The sequence below is a fragment of the Streptomyces sp. NPDC039462 genome (genome assembly GCF_055639375.1).
The window spans coordinates 444,437-468,589 of sequence record NZ_JBVKAO010000004.1; the positions used below are offsets into that span (position 1 = coordinate 444,437).

At 73.3% G+C, this 24,153-nt stretch carries 22 protein-coding genes; 15 read left to right on the plus strand and 7 right to left on the minus strand.

What is annotated here, in order from left to right; translation table 11 throughout:
* The first annotated feature begins 114 nt into the window (after positions 1-114).
* The 10 genes from ACZ7LU_RS24400 to ACZ7LU_RS24445 all read left to right on the plus strand — a co-directional run bounded on the left by ACZ7LU_RS24400 (position 115) and on the right by ACZ7LU_RS24445 (position 10,973).
* A complete protein-coding gene (locus ACZ7LU_RS24400) occupies positions 115-987 on the plus strand; it encodes a tryptophan 2,3-dioxygenase family protein (protein WP_468090668.1) in 873 nt (290 codons plus the stop codon).
* Positions 980-2,206 carry a kynureninase gene (gene kynU / locus ACZ7LU_RS24405; protein WP_471918002.1) on the plus strand — a complete coding sequence of 409 codons (1,227 nt, stop codon included), beginning with the start codon at positions 980-982 and terminating at the stop codon, positions 2,204-2,206. Before ACZ7LU_RS24400 ends, kynU begins: the two co-directional genes overlap by 8 nt.
* 90 nt (positions 2,207-2,296) lie before the next feature.
* Positions 2,297-3,175: an alpha/beta hydrolase gene (locus ACZ7LU_RS24410; RefSeq protein ID WP_471918003.1), complete on the plus strand. Its 879-nt coding sequence runs from the start codon at positions 2,297-2,299 to the stop codon at positions 3,173-3,175.
* 218 nt (positions 3,176-3,393) lie between these two features.
* Positions 3,394-4,347, plus strand: a complete 954-nt coding sequence (locus ACZ7LU_RS24415) for an alpha/beta hydrolase (RefSeq protein ID WP_471918139.1) — start codon at positions 3,394-3,396, stop codon at positions 4,345-4,347.
* A complete protein-coding gene (locus ACZ7LU_RS24420; RefSeq protein ID WP_471918004.1) occupies positions 4,340-5,542 on the plus strand; it encodes an acyltransferase family protein in 1,203 nt (400 codons plus the stop codon). The genes ACZ7LU_RS24415 and ACZ7LU_RS24420 overlap by 8 nt, the downstream gene beginning before the upstream one ends.
* Before the next feature lie 10 nt (positions 5,543-5,552).
* Entirely contained in the window at positions 5,553-6,890 is a 1,338-nt protein-coding gene (locus ACZ7LU_RS24425; RefSeq protein WP_471918005.1) for a sensor histidine kinase, read from the plus strand.
* Complete coding sequence (locus ACZ7LU_RS24430; RefSeq protein WP_471918006.1) at positions 6,887-7,555, plus strand: response regulator; 669 nt, start codon at positions 6,887-6,889, stop codon at positions 7,553-7,555. Before ACZ7LU_RS24425 ends, ACZ7LU_RS24430 begins: the two co-directional genes overlap by 4 nt.
* A 108-nt stretch (positions 7,556-7,663) precedes the next feature.
* Positions 7,664-9,001: a sensor histidine kinase gene (locus ACZ7LU_RS24435; protein ID WP_471918007.1), complete on the plus strand. Its 1,338-nt coding sequence runs from the start codon at positions 7,664-7,666 to the stop codon at positions 8,999-9,001.
* Positions 8,998-9,675, plus strand: a complete 678-nt coding sequence (locus tag ACZ7LU_RS24440) for a response regulator (RefSeq protein ID WP_398302141.1) — start codon at positions 8,998-9,000, stop codon at positions 9,673-9,675. The genes ACZ7LU_RS24435 and ACZ7LU_RS24440 overlap by 4 nt, the downstream gene beginning before the upstream one ends.
* 35 nt (positions 9,676-9,710) lie before the next feature.
* Positions 9,711-10,973, plus strand: a complete 1,263-nt coding sequence (locus ACZ7LU_RS24445; RefSeq protein ID WP_471918008.1) for a cytochrome P450 — start codon at positions 9,711-9,713, stop codon at positions 10,971-10,973.
* A gap of 15 nt (positions 10,974-10,988) precedes the next feature.
* Here ACZ7LU_RS24445 and ACZ7LU_RS24450 read toward each other — a convergent pair whose 3' ends face one another.
* On the minus strand, positions 10,989-11,855 hold the full coding sequence (locus tag ACZ7LU_RS24450) for a diacylglycerol kinase family protein (RefSeq protein WP_470973890.1): 867 nt from the start codon (positions 11,853-11,855) through the stop codon (positions 10,989-10,991).
* 176 nt (positions 11,856-12,031) lie between these two features.
* Here ACZ7LU_RS24450 and ACZ7LU_RS24455 point away from each other — a divergent pair, with 176 nt between their 5' ends.
* On the plus strand, positions 12,032-13,315 hold the full coding sequence (locus tag ACZ7LU_RS24455) for an adenylosuccinate synthase (protein ID WP_362987947.1): 1,284 nt from the start codon (positions 12,032-12,034) through the stop codon (positions 13,313-13,315).
* 72 nt (positions 13,316-13,387) lie between these two features.
* Here ACZ7LU_RS24455 and ACZ7LU_RS24460 read toward each other — a convergent pair whose 3' ends face one another.
* From ACZ7LU_RS24460 to ACZ7LU_RS24475, 4 genes are all read right to left on the minus strand, one after another.
* On the minus strand, positions 13,388-14,935 hold the full coding sequence (locus ACZ7LU_RS24460; protein WP_471918009.1) for a substrate-binding domain-containing protein: 1,548 nt from the start codon (positions 14,933-14,935) through the stop codon (positions 13,388-13,390).
* A 100-nt stretch (positions 14,936-15,035) separates the two neighbouring features.
* The gene (locus ACZ7LU_RS24465; RefSeq protein ID WP_471918010.1) at positions 15,036-16,967 is read right to left on the minus strand and encodes a serine/threonine-protein kinase; all 1,932 of its coding nucleotides are present in this window, start codon (positions 16,965-16,967) and stop codon (positions 15,036-15,038) included.
* A gap of 79 nt (positions 16,968-17,046) precedes the next feature.
* On the minus strand, positions 17,047-17,553 hold the full coding sequence (locus tag ACZ7LU_RS24470) for a MarR family winged helix-turn-helix transcriptional regulator (RefSeq protein ID WP_471918140.1): 507 nt from the start codon (positions 17,551-17,553) through the stop codon (positions 17,047-17,049).
* Positions 17,554-17,567: 14 nt separating this feature from the next.
* A complete protein-coding gene (locus ACZ7LU_RS24475) occupies positions 17,568-18,164 on the minus strand; it encodes a type 1 glutamine amidotransferase family protein (RefSeq protein ID WP_471918011.1) in 597 nt (198 codons plus the stop codon).
* 147 nt (positions 18,165-18,311) lie between these two features.
* Between ACZ7LU_RS24475 and ACZ7LU_RS24480 the strand changes: the two genes are divergently transcribed.
* On the plus strand, positions 18,312-18,959 hold the full coding sequence (locus tag ACZ7LU_RS24480) for a DUF4956 domain-containing protein (protein ID WP_398302154.1): 648 nt from the start codon (positions 18,312-18,314) through the stop codon (positions 18,957-18,959).
* The gene (locus ACZ7LU_RS24485) at positions 18,956-19,777 is read left to right on the plus strand and encodes a VTC domain-containing protein (RefSeq protein ID WP_398302157.1); all 822 of its coding nucleotides are present in this window, start codon (positions 18,956-18,958) and stop codon (positions 19,775-19,777) included. The genes ACZ7LU_RS24480 and ACZ7LU_RS24485 overlap by 4 nt, the downstream gene beginning before the upstream one ends.
* Here the strand turns inward: ACZ7LU_RS24485 and ACZ7LU_RS24490 are convergent.
* Together ACZ7LU_RS24490 and ACZ7LU_RS24495 are read right to left on the minus strand one after the other, a co-directional pair.
* A complete protein-coding gene (locus ACZ7LU_RS24490; protein ID WP_471918012.1) occupies positions 19,701-21,065 on the minus strand; it encodes a sensor histidine kinase in 1,365 nt (454 codons plus the stop codon). The genes ACZ7LU_RS24485 and ACZ7LU_RS24490 overlap by 77 nt on opposite strands.
* Positions 21,066-21,068: 3 nt before the next feature.
* Positions 21,069-21,794 (minus strand): response regulator transcription factor, encoded by a 726-nt coding sequence (locus ACZ7LU_RS24495; protein WP_471918013.1) that lies wholly within the window; start codon positions 21,792-21,794, stop codon positions 21,069-21,071.
* A 95-nt stretch (positions 21,795-21,889) separates the two neighbouring features.
* Here ACZ7LU_RS24495 and ACZ7LU_RS24500 point away from each other — a divergent pair, with 95 nt between their 5' ends.
* The gene (locus ACZ7LU_RS24500) at positions 21,890-22,387 is read left to right on the plus strand and encodes a hypothetical protein (RefSeq protein WP_471918014.1); all 498 of its coding nucleotides are present in this window, start codon (positions 21,890-21,892) and stop codon (positions 22,385-22,387) included.
* A 385-nt stretch (positions 22,388-22,772) separates the two neighbouring features.
* Entirely contained in the window at positions 22,773-24,128 is a 1,356-nt protein-coding gene (locus ACZ7LU_RS24505; RefSeq protein WP_398302165.1) for an aspartate aminotransferase family protein, read from the plus strand.
* The last annotated feature ends 25 nt before the right edge of the window (positions 24,129-24,153 follow it).

Here is a 24,153-nt window from a genome sequence, read left to right on the forward strand (position 1 = left end):
GTGTGCCTTGCCGATTGCGGGAAAGTTGCGGAAGATGCCGGTGGGGACCGGGGCCCCCGTGCCGGTAACGGCAGGGGCGGACCGCTACCCGGAGTACGTATCGAGGAGACAGCGATGTCCCCAGAGACGCATGAGGCATCCCCCGAGGAGCGCGCGGCGTCCACCGAGGTCCACGAGGCGGAGAGCCCGAACCTCGACTTCGCAGGCACCACCCCTTACGAGGACTACGTCCAGGCGGACGTCCTCACCCATCTGCAGCACCTGCGCTCGGACGACCCCGGCGAGATGGTCTTCCTGGTCACCACCCAGGTCATGGAGCTGTGGTTCACGGTGATCGTCCACGAGTGGGAGACCGCGGCGCACGCCCTGCGCCGCGACGACATCCCCACCGCGCAGAACGCGCTCAAGCGCAGCCTGCGCGAGCTGGAGGCCCTGAACGCCTCCTGGCGCCCGCTGGCCCAGCTCACGCCCGCCCAGTTCAACTCCTACCGCAGCTCGCTGGGCGAGGGCTCGGGATTCCAGTCCGCGATGTACCGCCGCATGGAGTTCCTGCTCGGCGACAAGTCCGCGTCCATGCTCGTCCCGCACCGGGGCGCGCCCCGCGTCCACGCGGAGCTGGAGAAGGCGCTGCACGAGCCGAGCCTCTACGACGAGGTGCTGAGCCTCCTCGCGCGGCGCGGGTACGCCGTCCCCGCGGCCGTCCTGGAGCGCGACCTCTCCAAGAAGTACGAGCCGTCGCCGGAGGTCGAGGCCGTCTGGACCGAGCTCTACTCCGGTGACGAGCACGCCGACCTGGCCCGCCTCGGCGAGACGCTCACCGACGTCGCCGAACTGGTCTGGCGCTGGCGCAACGACCACCTGGTCGCCACCCGCCGCGCCATGGGCGCCAAGACGGGCACGGGCGGCTCGGCCGGCGTGGCCTGGCTGGAGAAGCGCGCGTCGAAGAACGTGTTCCCCGAGCTGTGGACTGCGAGGAGTCATGTCTGACCTGCGGAGCGGTGACCTGCGAGCCGAGGCCGAGGCGCTGGCCTCCCGCGACGAACTCGCCGCCAAGCGCAAGGAGTTCGTCCTCGACGACACGGTGTACCTGGACGGCAACTCGCTGGGCGCCCTGCCCGCGCACGTGCCGGGACGGCTCGCCGAGGTCATGACCCACGAGTGGGGCACGCTCCGCATCCGCTCGTGGGAGGAGAGCGGCTGGTGGACCGCGCCCGAACGCATCGGCGACCGCATCGCCCCGCTGGTCGGCGCCGCGCCGGGCCAGATCGTCGTCGGCGACTCGACCAGCGTCAACGTCTTCAAGGCGCTGGTGGCGGCGGTCCGCATGGCGAGGGAAGGTCACGAGGGGCGTGCGGGGCGTGCGGGGCGTGACGAGATCGTCGTCGACGCCACGACCTTCCCCACGGACGGATACATCGCCGAGTCGGCGGCCCGCCTCACCGGCTGCCGGCTGATACCGGTGGCCCCGGGCGACGTCCCCGGCGTACTCGGCGAGCGCACCGCCGCCGTCCTGCTCAACCACGCCGACTACCGCACAGGCCGCCTGCACGACCTGCCGGGCCTGACGGCGGCGGTCCACGCGGCGGGCGCCCTCGTCGTCTGGGACCTGTGCCACACGGCGGGCGCGCTGCCCGTCGGCCTGGACGCGCACGGCGTGGACCTCGCGGTGGGCTGCACCTACAAGTACCTGAACGGCGGCCCGGGTTCGCCCGCCTACCTCTACGTACGCGAAGGCCTCCAGCCCCGCTTCGACTCGCCGCTGCCCGGCTGGAACTCGCACGCCGAGCCCTTCGGGATGCGGCCCGCGTTCGAGGCGGCGGACGGGGCGCTGCGCGGGCGCGTCGGCACGCCCGACATCCTGTCGATGCTCGCCCTGGAAGCGGCGCTCGACGTCTGGGACGGCGTGTCCGTCGACGACGTGCGCGCCAAGTCCCTCGCCCTGACGGACTTCTTCCTGCGCTGCGTCGGCGCGTACGTGCCGCAGGGCAGGGTCGAGTCCCTCACCCCGGCCGCGCACGCCGAGCGCGGCAGCCAGGTCGCGCTGCGCTGCGAGGACGCGGGTGACGTGATGCGGCGCCTCGTCGAGCGGGGCGTCGTCGGGGACTTCCGCGCCCCTGACGTGCTGCGGTTCGGATTCACACCGCTGTACGTGTCCTTCGCGGACGCCGAGCGGGCGGCTCGTGTCCTCGCGGAGACCCTGGGCTGATAACGTCCGGCGGATCTTGCTCCCGCCGCTCCGCGTCCCGGAGCGGCGGGGGCGAGCCCGCCAGCCGTACCGCTGTTGAGAGGTTGCCGCATGCCGGACGACGCCGCCGTGGCCCGCGATGCCGCCGAGGCCGAAGCCGCCTTCTCGCATCCCGCCGTGGAGCCGGACGTGACCGCCGCGTACGGCGAACACCCCGACCAGATCGTCGACTTCTACGCGCCGAGGGGCGACGTGGGCATCCCCGCGCCCCTCGTCGTCCTGCTGCACGGCGGCGCGTGGCGCGCGCCCTACGACCGGCGGCACGTCACGCCGTTCGCCGACTTCCTCGCCCGCCGGGGCTTCGCGGTGGCCAACGCCGAGTACCGCAGGGGCAGTCCCATCCCCGCACAGGGCGGCACGCGCCCGGTGGCCGGACGCTGGCCCGAGACCTTCGACGACGTGGCCGCCCTCTTCGACGCGCTGCCCTCGCTCGTACGGGAGGCGCTGCCGTCGGCCGACCCGCGCCGCACCGTGGTGACCGGGCACTCGGCGGGCGGCCACCTCGCGCTGTGGGCCGCCGCCCGGCACGTCCTGCCCGCCGACGCGCCCTGGCGCACCGACCGCCCGGCCCCGCTGCGCGGCGTCGTCGCCCTCGCACCCATCGCGGACTTCCGCGCCGCCGAGGAGCTGGCGGTCTGCGACGGCGCACCGGCCCAACTCCTGGGCGGCAGCGACCGGTTCGAGGATCGGCTGCCGTACGCCGACCCGGCCGCACTGCTCCCCACGGGCATCGCCACCACTGTGGTGCAGGGCCGCACCGACATCGTCGTGCCGCAGGCGGTGGCCGAGGCGTACGCCGACGCGGCCGCGAAGGCGGGCGAGGTCGTGGGCCTCACGCTCCTTGAGGACGTGGGCCACTTCCCGCTGATCGACCCGGCGGCGGACGCGTGCGCGGTGGTCGCGGAGGAGATCGCCCAGCTGGCGTTCTGACGCGCCTGCGGCTGGTGCTCTGGCGCGCCTGCGGCCGGTGCTCTGGCGCGCCTGCGGTCGACGTTCCGATCATCCCCGGGGATACCCGTAATACCTGAGAGCTACTCCGCCGCTGTATACCCCAGCGTGATGTGGGCGACAGCGCCCGATCCATAACTTCCTTTCCGTGAGAGCGAGTCGGAGCACCGGCCCGCACGGAAGCGGAAGGTATGGACGCGATGAGGATCCGGGCCGGGCGGCTGCGCCGCACCCTGTTGGCCTTCGGTGTCGCCGCCGCCGTGGTGGTCCCGGTGTCGGGCGCCGCCCGCCCGGAGATCCCGGCCCCGGCGCCCGCCGCGCTGGGCCGGGTCACGGCGGCGACCCTCCCCGAGGCGTACGCGGCGAACCGGGCGAACGCCACCGAGGCGGCCGCCCTCGCCGAGGGGTACGGCGCGGCGGACCGGGCCGCCGCACTGCGCGCCATGGCCTCGCCCGGCCGGCAGTTCCTCGCCTTCGACGCGCGGGGCGTCGGCCGCACCGCCGAGGTCGTCGGCGACCTGGCGGGCGCGGACCGCGTCGCCGTCCTGGTGCCGGGCTCCGACACGTCCCTCGACTCGTACGGCAGGCTGCGGTCCGGTGCCCTCGCCCTGCACGCGGAGCTCGGCCCGCGCACGGCCGTCGTGGCGTGGCTCGGGTACGAGACGCCGGGCACGGTCAGCCCGGCCGTCCTGACCACCGGCCGCGCCGACGACGCGGCGCCCGCGCTGCGCTCCTTCGTCGGCGGCCTGCGCGGCATCAACGCCCACGCGCGCGTGTCCCTGCTCTGCCACTCGTACGGCTCGGTGGTGTGCGGCAGCGCCGCCTCGGGCCCGCGCGGCCTGGACGTCGCCGACATCGCGTTCTACGGAAGTCCCGGCACCGGCGTCGACGACGCGGCGGAGCTGCACACGCGGGCCCGGATCTGGGCGGGCAGGGGCGCCGGCGACTGGATCGCCGACGTGCCGCACACCAGCACCGACGTCTTCGGCACGACCGTCGGCTTCGGCACCGACCCGGTCTCCGCCCGCTTCGGCGCCCGCGTCTTCGCGGCGGGCGACGGCGGCCACAGCGACTACCTGAAGCCGGGCTCGGTCGCGCTCGGCAACCTCGCACGGATCGTGCGCGGGGACGACCCGGAGGTCACTCATGCGTGAACTGTCCCGGCTCGCCAGGCGCATCGACGCCGCCACCCCGCCCGGCCGGGACCGTGCCGTCGACGCCCTGCGGGCCTTCGCCATCGTCGGGGTGGTGGGCGGCCACTGGCTGGTCACCGCCCTGGTGTCGGACGGCGGCACGCTCCGCGCCGCCAGCCCGCTGCAGCACATGCCGTGGCTCGCGCCGGTCTCCTGGGTCTTCCAGACGCTCGCCGTGTTCTTCCTGGTCGGCGGGCACGTGGCGACGAAGAGCTACGCGACGGCGCGGGAGCGCGGCACCGGGTATCTCCCGTGGCTCGCGGCCCGCGTCGGCCGCCTCTTCCGGCCGGTCGCCGCGGTGCTCGCGCTGTGGACCGCCGTCGGCGCGGGCCTGGTCCTGTCGGGCGCGGCCCCGGACACGGTGCACACGCTGGTGAAGCTGGCGCTGTCGCCCCTGTGGTTCCTGCTGGCCTTCGCCGGTCTCACCGCGGCGACCCCGCTGGTGCGGCGGCTCAACCCGCTGTGGCCGCTGGCCGTCGTTCTCCACGTGGACCTCGTGCGGTTCGGTTTCGGCGGCCCCGCCTGGCTCGGCTGGGTCAACCTGGCGGCGGGCTGGCTCGTGCCGTACACGCTGGGCGCGGCCTGGACGCGCGGTGAGCTGACGCGGCACTCGGGCCGGGTGCTGCTGACGTGCGGCGCGGCGGCCACCGCCGGGCTCGTCCTGTGGGGCGGCTATCCGGCCTCGATGGTCGGCGTCCCGGGCGAGCCGATGTCGAATCTGAACCCGCCCACGCTGGCGGCCGTCACCTTCGGCATCGCCCAGTGCGGCCTGGCCCTGCTGCTGCGGGAGCCGCTGGCGCGGTGGCTGCGCCGGCCCGCGGCCTGGGCCGCGGTGGCCCTCGTGAACCTCTCCGCGATGACGATATTCCTCTGGCACCAGACGGCACTGATGGCGGTCACCGCGCTCGGCCTGCTCCCCGCGAGCCTCTTCGCCGGGGGCCCGCTGCCCGGCCTGCACACGGTGCCGGACGGGCCGGGCTGGGTGCTCGCCCGGCTCGCCTGGCTGCCGGTGTTCGGGCTGGGGCTCGCGGTGTGCCGTTCGGCGTTCCGGACGTACGAGCAGGGGGGCCGGGGGCGCCGAGGGGCCCGGGTGAAGCGGGGCCGGGCGCGTCGCCGGGCCGGGGGCAGGGGAGCGAAGGCGGTGCCGCGTGCCTAGAGTTGATCTTGTGGAGGGTGACGGCCGCGGGCGCGGCGACAGCGAGCGGTTCGACGGGGCCGTCACGGCCGGGCTACGGGCCCTGCGCAAGGAGCTGTGGACGGTCGCGCCGATGCCCCTGCCGCCCCTCTGGCGGCCCCGCCTGATCCGCTGGCTGCCGCACGTCGTGATCGTGTGGATCGCCCTCGGCACGACGCTCGGCAACCTCGACCAGCTGTCGGCCCGCTACCGGCTCGGCTACACGGTCGGCTCGTTCCTGTCCCTGGGCCAGGCCGCGGCGCTCCTGCTCGTGCTGGTGCGGCCGGTCCCCGCGTGGTGGCTGTCGCTCGGGGCGAACATGACGGCCGCCGCCCTGACGCTGATGCCGACCGACCAGGAGCGCGAGCCCTGGCCCTGGGGCCCGCCCTCGCTCGTCGCGCACGCCGCGGTGCTGCTGCTCCTCACCCTGCGGGTGCCGCCCCGGGCCGCCTGGGCCGCGTGCGCCCTCAGTGTCGGCGTGCCAGGACTGCTGCAACAGACGGTCAACCCCGGTGGGTACGACACCACGGTGCCGCTCTCGGCGGTCGTGTTCGGCGCCGTCACCCTCATCGGCACGCTGTTGCGCGGCCGCCGCGAGGCCCGCAGCAGGCTCGTCGAGCAGGAGACGCTCACCGCCGAGGAGCGGGCCCGGCGCACGCTCCTGGAGGAGCGCAGCCGCATCGCCCGCGAGCTCCACGACGTGGTCGCCCACCACATGTCCGTGATCTCCATCCAGGCGCAGGTCGCCCCGCACCTGGTGAAGGACCCGCCCGACGAGCTCAGGGAGAACCTCGCGGGCATCCGGGCCAACGCCCTGGAGGCCCTCACCGAACTGCGCCGCGTCCTCGGCGTCCTGCGCTCGGAGAACCCCGACGAGCCGGAGGCCGCGCCGCACGCCCCGCTGCCCACCCTGGAACGCCTCGACGGCCTCGTCGACAACGCGCGCGCGGCCGGACTGACCGTCCACCGCGAGAGCGCGGGCGAGCCGCGCCCGCTGCCGCCCGGCGTGGACCTGTCGGCGTACCGCATCGTGCAGGAGGCGCTCAGCAACGCGATCCGGCACGCGCCGGGCTCGACGGTACGGATCGGTCTCACGTACACGCGCGGCGGGCTGAGCGTCCGCGTCACGGACTCCGGCGCGCGTGGCGCGGCGCCGCCCTCGCCCGGTGCGGGCCACGGGCTGCTCGGCATGCGGGAGCGGGCGGCCATGCTGGGGGGCGACCTCGTCACCGGCCCCACCCCGGACGGCGGCTACGAGGTCTCCGCCTTCCTGCCGACCGACGCCCCGCCCACCACTGCTCAGCCGACCCACGGAGAGACCACACCATGACGATCAAGGTCCTGATCGCCGACGACCAGATCATGGTCAGGCAGGGCTTCTCCGTCCTGCTGAACGCGGAGCCGGACATCGAGGTGATCGGCCAGGCCGTCGACGGCGCGGACGCGGTCTCCCAGGTCGCCGAGCTCGTGCCGGACGTGGTCCTCATGGACATCCGCATGCCCGAGCTGAGCGGCATCGAGGCGACCCGCCGCATCACGTCCGCCCGGTCCGAGGTGCGGGTCCTCGTCCTGACCACCTTCGACCTCGACGAGTACGTGTATGAGGCGCTGCGCGCGGGCGCCTCCGGGTTCCTGCTCAAGGACGCGTCGGCGGACCAGCTCGCCGAGGCGGTCCGCGTGGTGGCGGCGGGCGACGCGCTGCTCGCGCCGGGGATCACGCGGCGCCTCATCGCCGAGTTCTCCCGCATGGACGGCGGCCCGCGCGGCCCGCTCAGGTCCCGCGTCGGCGGCCTCACCGAGCGCGAGACGGAGGTCCTCGCGCTGATCGCGCAGGGCCTGTCGAACGCGGAGATAGCGGCGCGGCTCGTCGTCGCCGAGCAGACCGTGAAGACGCACGTCGGCCGCATCCTGGTGAAGCTGGGCCTGCGGGACCGCACACAGGCTGCGGTGTTCGCGTACGAGTCGGGGGTGGTCCGCCCGTCGGGAGGCCTCTGAGGTCTCTGAAACCCCCGAGGAAACCTCCGAGTAGTACTTGCGACGGACCTTCCCGAACCCGTCCTGGTGCGGACGACCGCCCGGCCGCGCCCCCGTACCTTCGTAGACGTGACCGATACGACTGAGCAGCTCAAGGCCCGGGGCCGCACCAGCCCCGAGTACCACCTCCTGCTGGACCTCTTCGGCGGCATGCGCCAGGCGCTCTTCCACGACGCCTTTGCCTACCGGCCCCTGCCGCCCCGGGACACGTACGGGCCGCTGAGCAGCCGGCTGCCCGAACGGATACGCGGTTACGCGGTCTGGAGCCGGCACGCCTTGGTGGTGTCCGCCGCCCTGATCGCGATGCTCCTCGCCGCCGGCTCGGGCGGCATCGGTAACGACATCGCGTACGTCCTGACCGGCTTCGTCCCCGCGGTCGCGATCCTGATGACGCTGGCCAGGCCGGTCGGCGCCTACTGGTTCTCGCTGCTCTCCACCCCGGTCACCGGTGCGCTCGGGAACAGCTGGGACGGCTGGCCGTGGGGGCCCGCCGCGTTCTTCGGGCACATCGTGGTGATGGTCGTCGTGGCGGCCAGGACGGGGCCGCGCACCGCCCTGTGGATGTGGGTCGGCACGGGGGCGTACTCGGTGGCGGCCGAGGTGTTCCTCGGAGGCATCGGCACCAACGCTCCGCAGATGCTGTTCTTCTCGGCGCTGGCACTCCTGATCACCACCGTGGTGCACGTGCGCCGCGAGGCGCAGCGCGAGGTCACCGTGCAGCGCACCGTCACCGCCATCGAGCGCGACAAGCGGACCCTCCTGGAGGAGCGCACCACCATCGCCCGCGAGCTGCACGACGTCGTCGCGCACCACATGTCGGTGGTCGCCATCCAGGCGGAGGCCGCGCCCTACCGCGTGGAGAACCCGCCCCCCGAGCTGGAGCAGGCCTTCGTGACGATCCGCGAGAACGCGGTGTCGGCGCTGACCGAGCTGCGCCGCGTCCTCGGTGTCGTACGGGCGGAGGACTACGAGGCGCCGGACGCCCCGCAGCCCACGCTCGCCGACCTCGACCGGCTCCTCGCCAACGTCCGCGACGCCGGCCTGACCGTCGACAAGGTCGTCACCGGAGCGGTCCGCGAGCTGCCGCAGGGCGTGGAGCTCTCGGCGTACCGCATCGTGCAGGAGGCGCTCAGCAACAGCCTGCGCCACGCGCCGGGCGCCCCGGCCCGTGTCGAGGTCGGCTACGTCCTCGGCGGCCTGGGCCTGCGCATCGTGAACGGCCCTGCGACCGGCCTGGTCAAGCCGTCCCCGGGGGCGGGCCACGGCATCACGGGGATGCGCGAGCGGGTCACCATGCTGAACGGCGAGATGACGGCGGAGCCGACGGCCGAGGGCGGCTACGAGGTGACGGTGTTCCTGCCGGTGCCGCTCGCGGACCGCCTCGACCCGGCGGGAGAAGACGCATGACGATCAAGGTGCTGATCGCCGACGACCAGATGATGGTCCGCGAGGGCTTCTCCGTCCTCCTGAACGCCATGCCCGACATCGAGGTGATCGGCGAGGCCGTGAACGGCAGGGAGGCGGTCACCAAGGTCGCCGAGCTCGCGCCCGACGTGGTCCTGATGGACATCCGCATGCCGGAGCTGAACGGCATCGAGGCGACCCGCGAGATCGTCGCGTCCGAGGGCGGTACGGACGGGTGCAAGGTGCTCGTCCTGACCACCTTCGACCTCGACGAGTACGTCTACCAGGCCCTGCGCGCCGGGGCCTCCGGCTTCCTGCTCAAGGACGCTTCGGCCCGCCAGCTGGCGGACGGCGTCCGCGTGGTGGCGTCCGGCGAGGCGCTGCTCGCGCCGACCGTCACCCGCCGCCTGATCACGGAGTTCTCGAAGCTGGCCGAGGCGCCGCGGCTCTCGGCGGCCGTCCAGGCGCAGCAGTACGGCGAGCTCACCGAGCGCGAGACGGAGGTGCTCGTCCTCATCGCGCAGGGCCTGTCGAACGCGGAGATCGCCTCCCGCCTCGTGGTCGCCGAGTCCACCATCAAGACGCATGTCAGCCGGGTGCTCGTGAAGCTGGGCCTGCGGGACCGCACGCAGGCCGCGGTGTTCGCGTACGAGGCGAGGCTGGTCACTCCGGGGTAGTGCCACGAGGGGGTGCGAGCACCTAGCGTCCCTCCATGGACGCAGCCGACGCACCCGACGTACTCGATGCAGCCGCCGCCCCCGACGCAGCCGACGCCCCCTTCGACCCCTCGTCTCCCGGCTTCCTGGCCGACCCGTACCCGGCATACGCGGCCCTGCGGGAAAGCGGCCGGGTCCACCACTACGCGCCCACCGGCCAGTGGCTGGTCCCGCACCACGCGGACGTCGCCGCCCTCCTGCGCGACCGCCGCCTGGGCCGCACCCACCTGCACCGTTTCACGTACGAGGAGTTCGGGCGCGCGGCCCCGCCCCCGGAGCACGAGCCGTTCCACGTCCTCAACGACAACGGCATGCTCGACCTGGAGGCACCCGCCCACACCCGCATCCGCCGCCTGGTCTCCCAGGCGTTCACGCCCCGCACCGTCGAGCGGCTGAGGCCGTACGTCCACGGGCTGGCGGACCGGCTGGCGCGCGACCTGGCGGCGGACGGCGGCGGGGACCTGGCGGCCCGCGTGGCCGAGCCGCTGCCCGTGGCGGTCATCGCACAGCTGCTGGGCATCCCGGAGAGCGACCGCCCCCTCCTCCGCCCCTGGTCGGCGGCGATCTGCGGCATGTACGAGCTGAACCCGTCCGAGGAGACGGCGGCGCGGGCGGTGCGCGCGTCCCTCGAATTCACCGCGTACCTCACGGAGCTGATCTCGGACCGTCGCCGGAGGCCGGGCGACGACCTGCTCTCCGCACTGATCGCGGCCCACGACGAAGGGGACGCGCTCACCGAGCAGGAGATGATCTCGACCTGCGTGCTGCTGCTCAACGCGGGCCACGAGGCGACGGTGAACGCCACGGTCAACGGCTGGCACGCGCTGTTCCGCAACCCCGACCAGCTGGCGGCCCTGCGCGCGGACCCGGACGGGCTGATCCCCACGGCCGTCGAGGAGCTGCTGCGCCACGACACCCCCCTGCAACTCTTCGAGCGCTGGGTCCTCGACGACATCGAGATCGACGGAGTGACGATTCCGCGCGGCTCGGAGCTGGCCCTGCTCTTCGGCTCGGCCAACCACGACCCGGCGGTCTTCGACGCCCCCGCCACCCTCGACCTGGCCCGCCGCGACAACCCGCACATCTCCTTCAGCGCGGGCATCCACTACTGCATCGGCGCACCCCTGGCCCGCATGGAGCTGACGGCCTCCCTCGGCGCGCTGCTGCGCCGGGCCCCGGGTCTGCGCCTCGCCGCGGAGCCCGCACGCAGGCCGAACTTCGTGATCCGGGGGTTCAAGGAGCTCCTGGTCGAGGTGTGAGCCGGACCCGGCAGCTCACCGCGGCAGCGTCAGCCGCCACGCCTTCGGATGGACCGTCCAGGTCCGCGTCCGCACCGGGCCCGCCACCACCGCGTCCGCCCGGTACCGGAAGTCCGCCCCCGACACCGTGACCGTCCTCGCCCGCACCCGCAGGGGCGCCGCCTCCGCGCCCACCGAGGTCGGCCGGACCTCCACCTGGGCGAGGCCGCCGGGCCCCGCGGTGATGCGCACGGTCTCGACCGGCTGGTCCAGGTCGACCAGCGTGACCCCGTCCGCCTCGATCCGCAGCCGCGCCGGGGAGCGCCCGTCGGCCGCCGCGGGCCGCGAGGGGCGGGCGGCGAGGGTCCGTACGAAGGACTGGCAGGTCCGCAGCCAGGCGTGGCCCTCCGCGGGAGCCCCGGCCGGCACGCGGGCGGCGGCGCCGACAGCGGAACCCCGGGCGACGGCCGACGCCCCCACGGGCGGAATGCGCAGATCGCCGAGGACGACCCCGTCGCTGTCGTCGACGAGCAGATCGAGCCGCCGCTCGGCTCCCTCCAGCACGGCCCGCGCCGCGGCGACCGCACCGACCGGCACTCCCAGCCCCCGCGCGAGCGTCTGCGAGGCCCCCACCGGCACGACGGAAAGCACACATCCGGCGAGGTCCCGCTCCCGGTGGAGCACCCCCACCGCCCGCAGCAGCGCCCGGTCGTCCCCGATCACCACGAGACGCCGGGCACCCCGTCTGGCCAGGGCTTTCGCGAAGTCCTCGGGGCCGTCGGGCAGACAGAGACGGACCGCCGCACCCGCACCGAGTACGTCCTTCGCGATCCGTACCGACTCACCGTCCGTGCGCCGGGCGACCGGGTCGATGACGACTAGGAGCTGGTCGCGAGCCGACAACGTGCGCCCTTTCTTTTAGCCGTTCTTTGAGACCTCGGGTAGCATCTTTGTGCAAGAGCCCCTTGCGCTATTGCGCCAGGGGCTTCGTCTATTCCGGGGCAGCATCCAAGGCACACCCATACGGCGGCTACGGCCCCTGACCTTGGACATGCCCCGCCCGGAAGGGGTGTACGCCTGTGCCCGCACTTGTGCTGCTCGGTGCTCAGTGGGGTGACGAAGGCAAGGGAAAGGCCACTGACCTGCTCGGTGGCTCGGTGGACTATGTAGTGCGCTACCAGGGCGGCAACAACGCCGGCCACACGGTTGTCGTAGGCGACCAGAAGTACGCGCTGCACCTCCTCCCTTCCGGGATTCTGTCCCCGGACTGTGTGCCTGTCATCGGCAATGGAGTCGTCGTCGACCCGTCGGTCCTGCTCTCCGAGCTGAGCGGTCTGAACGAGCGCGGCGTCGACACGTCGAAGCTCCTGATCAGCGGAAACGCCCACATCATCACGCCGTACAACGTGACGGTCGACAAGGTGGGCGAGCGCTTCCTCGGCAAGCGGAAGATCGGCACGACCGGCCGCGGCATCGGCCCGACGTACGCCGACAAGATCAACCGCACCGGCATCCGCGTGCAGGACCTCTACGACGAGTCGATCCTGCAGCAGAAGGTCGAGGCGGCCCTGGAGCAGAAGAACCAGCTCCTGACCAAGGTGTTCAACCGCCGCGCGATCGAGGCGGAGCAGATCGTCGAGCAGCTCCTGGAGCACGGCGAGAACATCAAGCAGTACGTCGCCGACACCACGCTGATCCTCAACAACGCGCTCGACGACGACAAGGTCGTCCTGTTCGAGGGCGGCCAGGGCACGCTCCTGGACGTGGACCACGGCACGTACCCCTTCGTCACCTCGTCGAACCCGACCGCCGGCGGCGCCTGCACCGGCACCGGCGTCGGCCCGACGAAGATCAGCCGCGTCATCGGCATCCTGAAGGCGTACACGACCCGCGTCGGCGCGGGCCCGTTCCCGACGGAGCTGTTCGACGCGGACGGCGAGGCGCTGCGCACCATCGGCGGCGAGCGTGGTGTGACGACGGGCCGTGACCGTCGCTGCGGCTGGTTCGACGCCCCGATCGCCCGCTACGCGACCCGCGTGAACGGCCTGACGGACTTCTTCCTCACCAAGCTCGACGTCCTCACCGGCTGGGAGCAGATCCCGGTCTGTGTGGCGTACGAGATCGACGGCAAGCGTGTGGAGGAACTCCCCTACTCGCAGACCGACTTCCACCACGCGAAGCCGATCTACGAAATGCTGCCGGGCTGGTCCGAGGACATCACCAAGGCCCAGACCTTCTCCGACCTGCCGAAGAACGCGCAGGGTTACGTGAAGGCCCTGGAGGAGATGTCCGGCGCCCCGATCTCCGCGATCGGCGTGGGCCCGGGCCGCACGGAGACGATCGAGATCAACTCGTTCGTCTGATCGGCTCACCGGTCACACGAGTCGCATGAGGGGTGGGTCGCGCTGGACTGCGGCCCACCCCTTCGGCATGCCTCAGCCGGACGCGTCGTCGCCGCAGACGCGCAGGCCCTCCGGGGTGGCGCACGGCAGGTGGCCGTGGGTGCGGATGACGTCGAGGCCGGTGCCGCGGGCGTAGGCGAGGAAGCCGGCGGCCAGGGAGTCGGCGGGCGGGAGGCCGTAGGTGTAGGCGTACTCGATCTCGCGGTAGGGGTAGCCGGTCTTCAGGAGCTGGTCGGTCGAGGGGGCGTGGCCCTCCAGGTTCAGTCGGTGCAGGCCCTTCAGGCCGGAGGCGGCGCGGAGTTCGCTGTAGCCGATGGCGCCGGGGATGCGGCCGACGGCGTCGAGGACCTGGTCGGTGGAGTCGAGTTCGCAGCGGGTGACGGGGACGGACCGGTCGTCCTTGCCGAGGCAGTCGTTGGAGGAGGCCTTGATCTCGAAGTTCCCGCCCAGGACGCGGCGTTGGAGCGTGTCGCGGGTGCCGGAGCTGGAGCCCCGGCTGACGAGGACGACGGGCAGGTCGGGGCCGCCGAGCTCCTTCCAGTTGCGTACGTCGCCGCGGTAGAGGCGGCGCACCTGCGGCAGGGTCAGATTCCGCAGCGGCACGCGGTCGTTGAGGACGAGCGTGAAGACGGAGACCGCCACACGCGTCTCGGCGAGCCGCGGGAAGCCGTCCGACTTGGGCCCGTCGGAGAAGGCGAGGAGAGGCGGCGCCCCGTCGTCCTTCGCGCGGCCGGACTTCCGCCCCGCGTCGTCCAGTTCGCGTATGCCCGCCGCGCTGCCGTGCGCGCTGACCGTGATGTCGGAGCCCGGGCAGTCCTCCTCGTACTTGTTCGCGAGCTCCTCGGCGACCGGTGCGAACGCCGTCGAGCCGAGCACCGTAAGTTCGCCCGTCGCGCACTCGATCGGCGGCGGGTCGGCGTCCCGCAGCACGATGATCGAGGCCAGCGTGATCACGGACAGGGTGAGGAGCACGGTCAGGAGCTGCGCGGGCCTGGACAGCAGCGGCGGCTTGCCGTCGAGGGTGGTGGAGCGGTTGGGCCGCACCTCACCGGCCTGGATGCCGCCGGAGAGGGTGACCTCGCCGCCGACCGGGCCGCCGGTGAGCAGGACCAGGAGCTTGTAGTGCTGGCCCCTGTTCAGCGGGACGCGCGGGATGTGCAGCGTGCTGCCCTCGTAGCGCAGGCCCGCGCCCGGCGTGAAGTGCTCCATCAGGTGGTCGTCGCCGGACGGCGCGGTGACGGCGAGCCCGCGGACGGTGCGGCCCGTGAAGACGGCGGTCAGCCCGTGCAGCGCGCGGCCGCTGTAGTCGGCGTCGGTCACGGCCTGCGAACCGTCGTTCTCGACGCGCAGCAGGACGAGCGTGGCGTCGGACATCTCGGGGGTCTCGTCGAAGAGCCCGAGCCGGGTGTTGGCGCCGCCCGTGCGGATGTTGTCGCCTATGGCCGTGTCCAGCTGGACGCGGTAGCCGATCCGCTTGCGGCGCGGCACCCGGCGCTCGTACCAGAGCGCGCCGACGGTGGCGACAAGGCCGAGGGCGGCCGTGAGCACGGCGATGGTGTTCTCGGCGCTCAACCAGTCCATGGGCGGTGACGGTAGGCGGCGCGGTGCCGCCCGGCGGCGGCTTCCCCGTCCCGTCGCCCGCTGTTCGCCACGGGTTCAGCCCACCGCGTCCGTACGCCGGTCAGTTGCCCCTGTCGTACGTCAACTCGCCGCTGCCGTCCGTGTTCGCGCGCCGCAGCTTGCCGTTGCCGAGGATCGTGATGACGCTCGGCTCGCCGGGCGTGCAGGACGACATGGGCTCGCCGACGGTGACCACGGTCGGGCCGATGCGCAGCCGGTCGCCGGAGGCGGACTCCAGCTTCCCCTGGAAGACACAGTGGTACGTCCCGCCGTCCTCGGTCGGCCCGTCCGCCGTCACCGAGAGCACCGTGTCGCCCACCTCGCCCTGCTGGAGGGTGAGTTCGCGGGTGCTGCGGCCGGTGTCGGTGGTCAGCCCGCCGCTCCAGCTGCCCAGGTACTTGTCGGGGATCGTGCCCTTCTCCGGCGCCGGGGTCGTGGGCCCCGGCGTGGTCGGGCCCGGCGTCGGCGAGGAGGGCCCCGGCGTCTTCGGTGAACTGCTCGCGCTGTTCTTGGCTTCGCCGCGCTTGTCCTCTGTGCTGTCACCGTTCATGACGGCGTAGACCGTGCCGCCCGCTCCGACGGCCACTATCAACGCCACGACGACCAGCGCCACGGTCGACCGGGTGCTGCGGCGCGGGGGCTCGGGCAGGGGGACGGGGCCGTACGGGGGTGTGGGGCCGTAGCCCGGAGGCGGCTGGTGGGGGTAGCCGTACGGGGCGGACTGGGGGTGCGGCGGCTGGTGGGGATAGCCGTACACCGGCGCGCTGGGCGGGGGCGTGGGCGGCGGGGTCTGGCCGGACACCATGGTGGGCAGGTGGTCGAGGGGCGCGGCACCGGGCGTGCCGGGGGGCGGGGGAGTGGCGTGCGCGCCGTTCACCGCGTCCGGTACGGCGGGCGGGGTTTGGGCGGGCGTGCTGTCCGGGCCCGGGCCCGGCTTCTCCGGGGCGGCAGGGGTGGCGGGGGCGGCAGAGGCGACGGGACCGGCCTTGTCCTCCGGGCTCTGCGTGCTCTGCTGGCTCTCAGGGCCCTCCGCGCTGTCAGAGCGCTCAGGGTTCTCAGGATTCTCCGGGCTCTCCGGGTCCTCCGCGTCCAGCAGCTGCACCGCGTGCCGCCCGAGCTGGGCGACCAGCGCGGCCGGCAGCCACGGGTCGATGGTGCGGCCGTCACCGAGGGCCGCCGCCGCACCCGTGCGTTCCAGGACCTCGTCGAGGGAGGGCCGGGCCGCCGGGTCCTTCCGGAGGCATGCGGCGATCAGCTCGGAGAGGCTCTCGGGCAGCCCTTCCAGATCCGGTTCCTCCTGCGCGATGCGGAACATCAGCGCGTGCACACCGCTGTTGGCCGTGCCGAAGGGCAGCGCCCCCGACGCCGCGTAGGCGAGGACGGAGCCGAGGCAGAACACGTCGCACGCCGGGGTGATGCGGTCGCCGCGCACCTGCTCCGGTGCCATGAAGCCGGGCGAGCCGACCAGCGCGCCGGTCCGCGTGAGGCCGCCGTCGGTGACCGTCTCCAGCGCGCGGGCGATGCCGAAGTCGATGACGCGGGGGCCGTCGATGGTGACGAGGACGTTGGACGGCTTGAGGTCGCGGTGGATGATGCCCGCCGCGTGGATGTCCTTGAGCGCACCCGCGAGCCCGGCCGCGAGAATGGTCACGGACCGCTCGGGCAGCGGGCCGTGGTCGTGCGAGACGACACTCTGCAGCGAGGGCCCCGCGACGTACCCGGTCGCGACCCACGGGATGGCCGCCTCCGTGTCCGCGTCCAGGACCGGCGCCGTCCACGCCCCGCCCACCTGCCGCGCGGCCTGTACTTCCTGCCGGAACCGGTTCCTGAACTCGTCCTGCTCGGCGAGCTCCTGGCGGACCAGTTTGACCGCGACCGTACGGCCCCGGTCGGACCGTGCGAGGTACACCTGCCCCATGCCGCCGGCGCCGAGCCGCGCCAGCAGGCGGTACGCGCCGATGCGCTGCGGATCTCCGGGTACGAGCTTCTCCATCGCCGCACCGACCTCCCCCATTGGTGTGCAACAGAGTGAGGATAGTGCGGCCGTGGGACAGGGAGGAGCGGGCTTGCCTCTACGGTTCCGTAACGGGTTCCGCAAAAGGCCCCATGCCGCCCGCGGAACCGGCTTCCGGAGCACCTGCGGCGACCGTGTCCAGCGCGGCGGACAACCGCTCCAACACCCGTACAGTCTCCGCGAATCCGTCCGTGCCGAGCGCCGCCGCGAGGCGCTCCGCCAGCTCCGCGTGGCCCGGGTCGATCTTCGCGACCGCGGCCAGGCCCGCGTCCGTGGGGCGCAGCAGTTTGGCGCGGCGGTGCGCCGGGTTCGGGGCGTACTCGGCGAGGCCCTTGCGCACCAGGAGGTCCGCCACGCGCTGCACGCTCTGCCGCGTGATGCCCATCGCGCGGGCGATCCCGGAGACCGGCAGCGGTTCGCGCAGGACGGCGCCGAGGACCTGCCAGTGCGCGGCGGTCAGGCCGGCGGGCCCGGCCAGCTCCTCGGAGACGGCGAGGAGCTGGCCGTTGAGCCGGAAGACGGTCAGCGCGGTGCGGCTGAGCAGCTCTTGCCGGGCGCGTGTCATCTGTCCCGGCCCGCTCATGAGTTGAGCGTCTCGTACGCGGCCGGGTCCGAGTGGTGGAAGAGGCGGTACCACGCGTCGAGCTTCTCGTCGTCGAGCACGTCGCCGAGCCGGCCGAAGATCTCCCGGGCGAACGCGACCGGTTCGGTCGGCCCCGCCGTGATCAGGTCGCCGTCGGTGACGGCGTCCCTCTCGACGTACCGCTCGCCGCCCTTATAGCCGGTGGCGGCCAGGTACATCGCCGCGCCGCTGGTGTGCGTCCGGTCGTCGAGCAGCCCCTCGCGGGCGAGGCCCGCCGTGGCCCCGCAGATAGCGGCGACCGGCACCCCCGCGTCGAGGAACACGCGGGCCGTGCGCGCGAACGGCGCGAGGTCGTCGCTCGTGTCCCACAGGTCGGCACCCGGCAGGATCAGCAGCGAGCCGTTCTCGGGACGCAGCTCGCCGAGGGCCAGATCGGGCTGGACGCGCAGACCGCCGATGGAGGTGACCGGGGCGGTGGTCGGGCCGACCGTGCGGATCTCGTGGCCGAAGCGGGCGAGCCAGGCCGTGGTGTGGCCGGTCTCCCAGTCGGCGAAGGTGTCGTAGACGGCCAGGTATACGGGCTTGCGGGACATGAGGGCCTCCATACGCCGTATCGATTGACAGCATCCTGCCAAAGCGACAGCATGCTGTCAATGGGGGAGTGGCCCCGTGTGCGGCCCCGCGCTTCCTTAACGTCCACAAGGGGCGCCCTTAACCCGTCCCTCCCTAGCGTCCTCGTCATGGACAGCACACTGACCCTCAGCGCCCACCTGGGCCTCGACCTGGCCGCCGTCGCCCTGCTGACCTTCGGGGTCTTCTATCCGCGGCACCACAGGCGTGAGCTCGTCCCCGCGTATCTGGCCCTGAACGTCGCGCTGTTCGCGGTGGTCGCCGGGCTCGGCACCGTCGGTGGCGACGGCGGGCTCGCCCTCGGCTTCGGCCTCTTCGGCGTGCTCTCGATCGTGCGGCTGCGCTCCGACGCCCTCCAGCACCAGGAGGTCGCGTACTACTTCATCACCCTGGTGCTCGGCCTGCTCTGCGGCCTGCCCGCGCTCAGCCTGCCGGTGGCGGCGCTGCTCTCCGGCGTCCTGCTCGTGGTGATGTACGGCGCCGACCACCCCCGCCTCTTCGCGGGGGACCGGCGCGCGATCGTCACGCTGGACGCCGTCTACCGCGAGGAGGGCCCGCTCAGGGCCGAGCTGGAGCGGCGCCTCGGACGGCCGCTGGGCTGGACGGTCCAGGAGGTGGATTACGTACGCGACCTCATGGTGCTGGAAGTCCGTTTCCGGCAGCCGGAACCTTCCGAGCGGCGTGGGGAGTTGACCGTACGACGACGCACGACCCGGTCCCGCACGATCACCCCCGGCCACCAGAAGGAGACCGTGTGAACCCCGCCGTACGCGCCATCGGCCGCGCCGCTCTCGCCGCGCACCCCATCTCGCTCGACGAGGTGAACGCCAGGGCGGAGCTGCTCGCCCGCTTCGACAACAGCTATCTCGTGCCCGTGGAGATCTTCGAGGACCTCGCGGCCCTGCTGACCGACCCCCGGCGGCGGGGCGGGCCCTTCCGGGCGCTCAGCATCGGCGGAAAGCGCTGGTTCCGCTACCACTCGACGTACTACGACACCCCCGAGCTGCTCACCTTCCACGACCACCGGCAGGGCCGGCGCCTCCGCTACCGCATCCGGGAGCGGGTCTACCAGGACAGCGGAGAGCGGCAGTTCGAGATCAAGCTGAAGAGCGGGCGGGGCGAGACCGTCAAGCACCGGCAGCGCCTGGAGGGCGCCGACCACGTCCTGGACGCGGTCCGGCTCGGATTCCTCGCCGGCGTGCTGCGCGGGTCGTACGGCATCGAGGCGCCCGGCGGCCTCACCCCCTCGCTCGTCACCGACTACCAGCGCGCGACCTTCGTCGCCGACGGGCAGCGCATCACGTGCGACGCGGGGCTCGTCGTGCGGGACACGGCGACCGGACGCAGCGCGGCCGCCGACAGCGGGCTCGTGCTGGTGGAGACCAAGACCAAGGGGCATCTGACGGACGCCGACCGGGTGCTGCACCGGTTCGGGGTGCGCGCCGCGGAGTTCACCAAGTACTGCGGGGGATATGCCGCGGTCCGGCCCGAGCTGGGCATCAACAAGTGGGCCCGGGCGGTGCGGACGGCGTTCCCGCGGGCGGCGGCTCCTGAGGGAGCGGGCGCGGGAACGTGAGGGTGACCTCGGCGCCGTCGGCCGTGCTCACCGTCTCGAAGCGGCCGTTCGCCTCCTCGGCCGTGCGGCGCGCGATGTCCAGGCCGAGGCCCGTGGAGCCCGCGCCGCTCGTGCCCCGGCCGGGCGCGGTCCCGTCGGGGAAGCCCGGGCCCTCGTCGGCGACGGTGAGCTCCGCCTCGCCGCCGGGCAGGACGCGGACCGCCACGCGGTAGGCGGTGCCCTGCGGCGTGTGGTCCAGGACGTTGCCGATCAGGGCGTCGAGGGCGGCGGCGAGTTCGTCTGCGGGGACGGTGACAGGGACCGGGAGCGGCTCGTCCTCGCCGGGGGTGACCGTTTCCGCCCGCCGCCCCTGGTCCTCCGCCAACGGCGCCCAGAACGCCGCGCGTTCGCGGGCCACCGCCGCCAGGTCCGCGCTCGGCGCCTCGCGCAGCGGCCGCCGTGCCTTGCGGATGACGTCGTCGACGCTGCGCTCCAGCGCGGCGACGTCCGCCGCGATGCGGTGGGCCTCGTCCGGGTCGCGGAGGGTCTCGGCGTCCAGGCGCAGGGCGGCCACCGGGGTGCGCAGGCGGTGGGCCAGGTCGGCGGCGTTCTCCCGTTCGGCGGTGAGGAGTTCGTCGATGCGGGCGGCAAGGCGGTTCAGCTCGCCCGCCACCAGGCGGAGCTCGGGCGGGCCCTCGGGGGTGGCCCGCGCCGTGAGGTCGCCCGCCGCTAGGCGGTCGGCGGTGCGGGCGAGACGGCGGGTGGCGCCGACGAGCCGGGCACCGAGGCGGTCGGCGAGGAGCAGGCCGAGGAGGACGAGCCCCACGCCGATGCCGGCCAGCACGAGCCAGGAGGCAAGCGTGCCTGCGTACAACTGCTTCTCCGTGAGCGTCACTTGGACGACCGCGGTGCCGCCCTTCGCGCCCTGCACGGGGACCAGGACGAGACGGCTGCCGGAGTCCGTCTCGTAGGTGAAAGCGCGGCCCGTGCGGGCGAGACGTACCGGATCGGTGAGAGGGGAGCCGCTCTTCGCGCGCGGCCCGATCACCGAGCCATCCGCGAGGATGAGGGAAGTGGCGGGCAGCCCCTTGCCGTTGACGCTCTCGACCGTCTGCTCGGCGGTCTCGCGCTCGTCGGCGGTCGCCAGGGCCGGGCCCAGGGCGTGGGCCACCCACTGGGCGCGGGCGGTGGCCTCGGCGGTGGCGCGGTCGGCGGCGTGGGTGCGGGTCAGGAGGGTGAGGGGGACGAGGAGGGCGGTGAGGACCAGGGCGGTGGTGGCCGCGGTCAGCAGGAGGAGGCTGCGGCGCATGGGTCAGTCCGTGTCCGTGTCCGGGTGCGGGTCCGTGGCGGTGGCGGGGCTCTCGGGGGCCGCGAGCTTCACGCCGACGGTGCGGACCGTGTGCAGATAGCGGGGCTGCTGCGCGGTCTCACCCAACTTCCGTCGCAGCCAAGACAAATGGACGTCGACGGTCTTGTCCGCGCCGCCCAGCGGCTGCTGCCAGACCTCGGCGAGGAGCTCGCGGCGCGAGACGACCTGACCGGGCCTGCGGGCCAGATAGGCGAGCAGGTCGAACTCGCGCGGGGTGAGGTCGAGGGCGGTGCCGTCGAGGGTCACTTCCCGGGCCGTCGGGTCTACAGATAGGGCACCCACGCGGAGGGGTTCCTCCGTCTCCGCCACCCCGAGGCGGCGCAGCACCGCCTTGATCCGGGCGTCCAGCTGGGCCGCGCCGAAGGGTTTGACGATGTAGTCGTCGGCGCCGGCTTCGAGGACCGTGACCATCTCCGGCTCGTCGTCCCGGGCCGTCGCGACGATGACGGGAACATCGCTGACCGCGCGCAGCATCCGCAGCACCTGGGCGCCGTCGACGTCCGGCAGCCCCAGATCGAGGACGACCAGGTCGGGCCCGCTGGTCACCGCCGCGTCCAGGCCCGCCATGCCGCTGGGCGCGGTCGCCACCGCGTGGCCCTTGTCGCGCAGGGCCCGCACCAGCGCGCCGCGGAGCTGGGGGTCGTCCTCGACGACGAGAAGATGCGCCATACAACCACCGTAGTGAGGGGCCGGGCCGGAGCTTGGGCAGGGTCCTTGTCGGGGTCTTAACCGGACGTTAGGAAACGATGCGGCACAGTGGCGGGATGAGGAAGTGGCGGAACGCCGTCGTCACGGCGGCGTGGGTGGCCGTGGGGACGGCGGCGGGGGCGCTGGGCGCGTGGCAGCTGGCGAGCGCGGACGGCGGGGGCGACGCGGCGCACAGTCGGCCGCTGGATGAGGGGGCGGTGCGGAGGGCGCTGGCCAAGGCCGCGGATGCTCCTCCGGTACGCCCGGAGACTCCCACGTCTCCGCCGACCTCGGCTCGCCCGTCCCCCTCCCCCTCTGGGGAACGGTCGACGGTCCGGTTCACCGGCGGCTCCGCCACGGTGGAGTGCCGTCCTGACGGCACGGTCCGGCTCATCTCCTGGAGCCCTGCGGACGGCTTCCACATAGACGACGACGTCGAGCGCGGCCCGGCCCCTGTCGTACGCCTGGAGGCCGAACCCGCCGACGACGACGAACAGGAGGACCTCCCGTACGAGGTCCGCTGCGCGGGGGCCACTCCGCGGGTGAAGGTCGCCCCCGACATGGACGACGACTGACCCGTGCGGACCCGCTGCGGCCGGCCGCGCAGTTCCCCGCGCCCCTGACCAACCCGCCTCCTCGCCTCCCGCTCCGCGAGGCAAAACGGGGGCGGCCACACCGGCTCCCCAGGGGCGCGGGGAACTGCGCGCTCAACCCCCACCGGCGGCAAGCCGCGAAAGAACCCCCGCCCGGCAGGGCAAGCCCCGGGTGGCAGGCCGGGGCGGGAGGCAGACGCCCGGCCCACCCAGGGGCGCGGGGAACTGCGCGACAAGCCCCCACCAACCCGCACCCGGCGAACGCCGAGCCGCCACCCCGCCACCCGACACTCTGTCGGGTTCCTCCCCCCACGCCCGACAGGACGCCCATACCGTGTCCACTCCGTGGACATTTACCCTCGGCCCCATGACCCCTCAGCCGAATCCCCAGGTCGGCGCCGCCGTGAAGGCCGCGGACCGCGCACATGTCTTCCACTCCTGGTCCGCACAGGAGCTCATCGACCCGCCGGCGATCGCCGGCGCCGAGGGCTCGTACTTCTGGGACTACGACGGAAACCGCTACCTCGACTTCACCAGCGGCCTCGTCTACACCAACATCGGGTACCAGCACCCGAAGGTCGTCGCCGCGATACAGGAGCAGGCGGCGACGATGACGACCTTCGCGCCCGCCTTCGCCGTGGAGGCCCGCTCCGAGGCCGCACGCCTCATCGCGGAGCGCACCCCCGGCGACCTGGACAAGATCTTCTTCACGAACGGCGGCGCCGACGCCGTCGAGCACGCCACCCGCATGGCCCGCCTGCACACGGGCCGCCCCAAGGTCCTCACCGCGTACCGCTCGTACCACGGCGGCACCCAGCAGGCCATCAACCTCACCGGCGACCCGCGCCGCTGGGCCTCCGACAGCGGCACGGCGGGCGTCGTCCGCTTCTGGGCGCCGTTCCTCTACCGCTCCCGCTTCTACGCGGAGACGGAGGAGCAGGAGTGCGAGCGCGCCCTCCAGCACCTCGAGGACACCATCACCTTCGAGGGCCCGCAGACGATCGCGGCGATCGTCCTGGAGACCGTCCCCGGCACCGCGGGCATCATGCTCCCGCCGCCCGGCTACCTCGCGGGCGTGCGCGCGCTCTGCGACAAGTACGGCATCGTCTTCGTCCTCGACGAGGTCATGGCGGGCTTCGGCCGCACCGGCGAGTGGTTCGCCGCCGACCTCTACGACGTCACGCCGGACCTGATGACCTTCGCCAAGGGCGTGAACTCCGGCTACGTACCGCTCGGTGGCGTCGCCATCTCCGCCAAGGTCGCCGAGACCTTCGCCAAGCGGCCCTACCCGGGCGGCCTCACCTACTCCGGCCACCCCCTCGCCTGCGCCGCCGCCGTCGCCACGATCAACGTCATGGCGGAGGAGCGCGTCGTCGAGCAGGCGGCGACCCTCGGCGCCCAGGTCATCGAGCCGGGCCTGCGCGCGCTCGCCGAGCGCCACCCCTCGGTCGGCGAGGTGCGCGGCGTCGGCATGTTCTGGGCCCTGGAGCTGGTGAAGAACAGGGAGACCCGCGAGCCGCTCGTGCCCTACAACGCCACCGGCGAGGCGAACGCCCCCATGGCCGCGTTCGGCGCCGCCGCCAAGAAGCACGGCCTGTGGCCCTTCATCAACATGAACCGCACCCACGTCGTGCCCCCGTGCACCATCACGGAAGCGGAGGCGAAGGAGGGCCTCGCCGCCCTGGACGCGGCGCTCTCCGTGGCCGACGAACACACCGTGTAGCACCGCCTCACCTGGGGTGACGGCG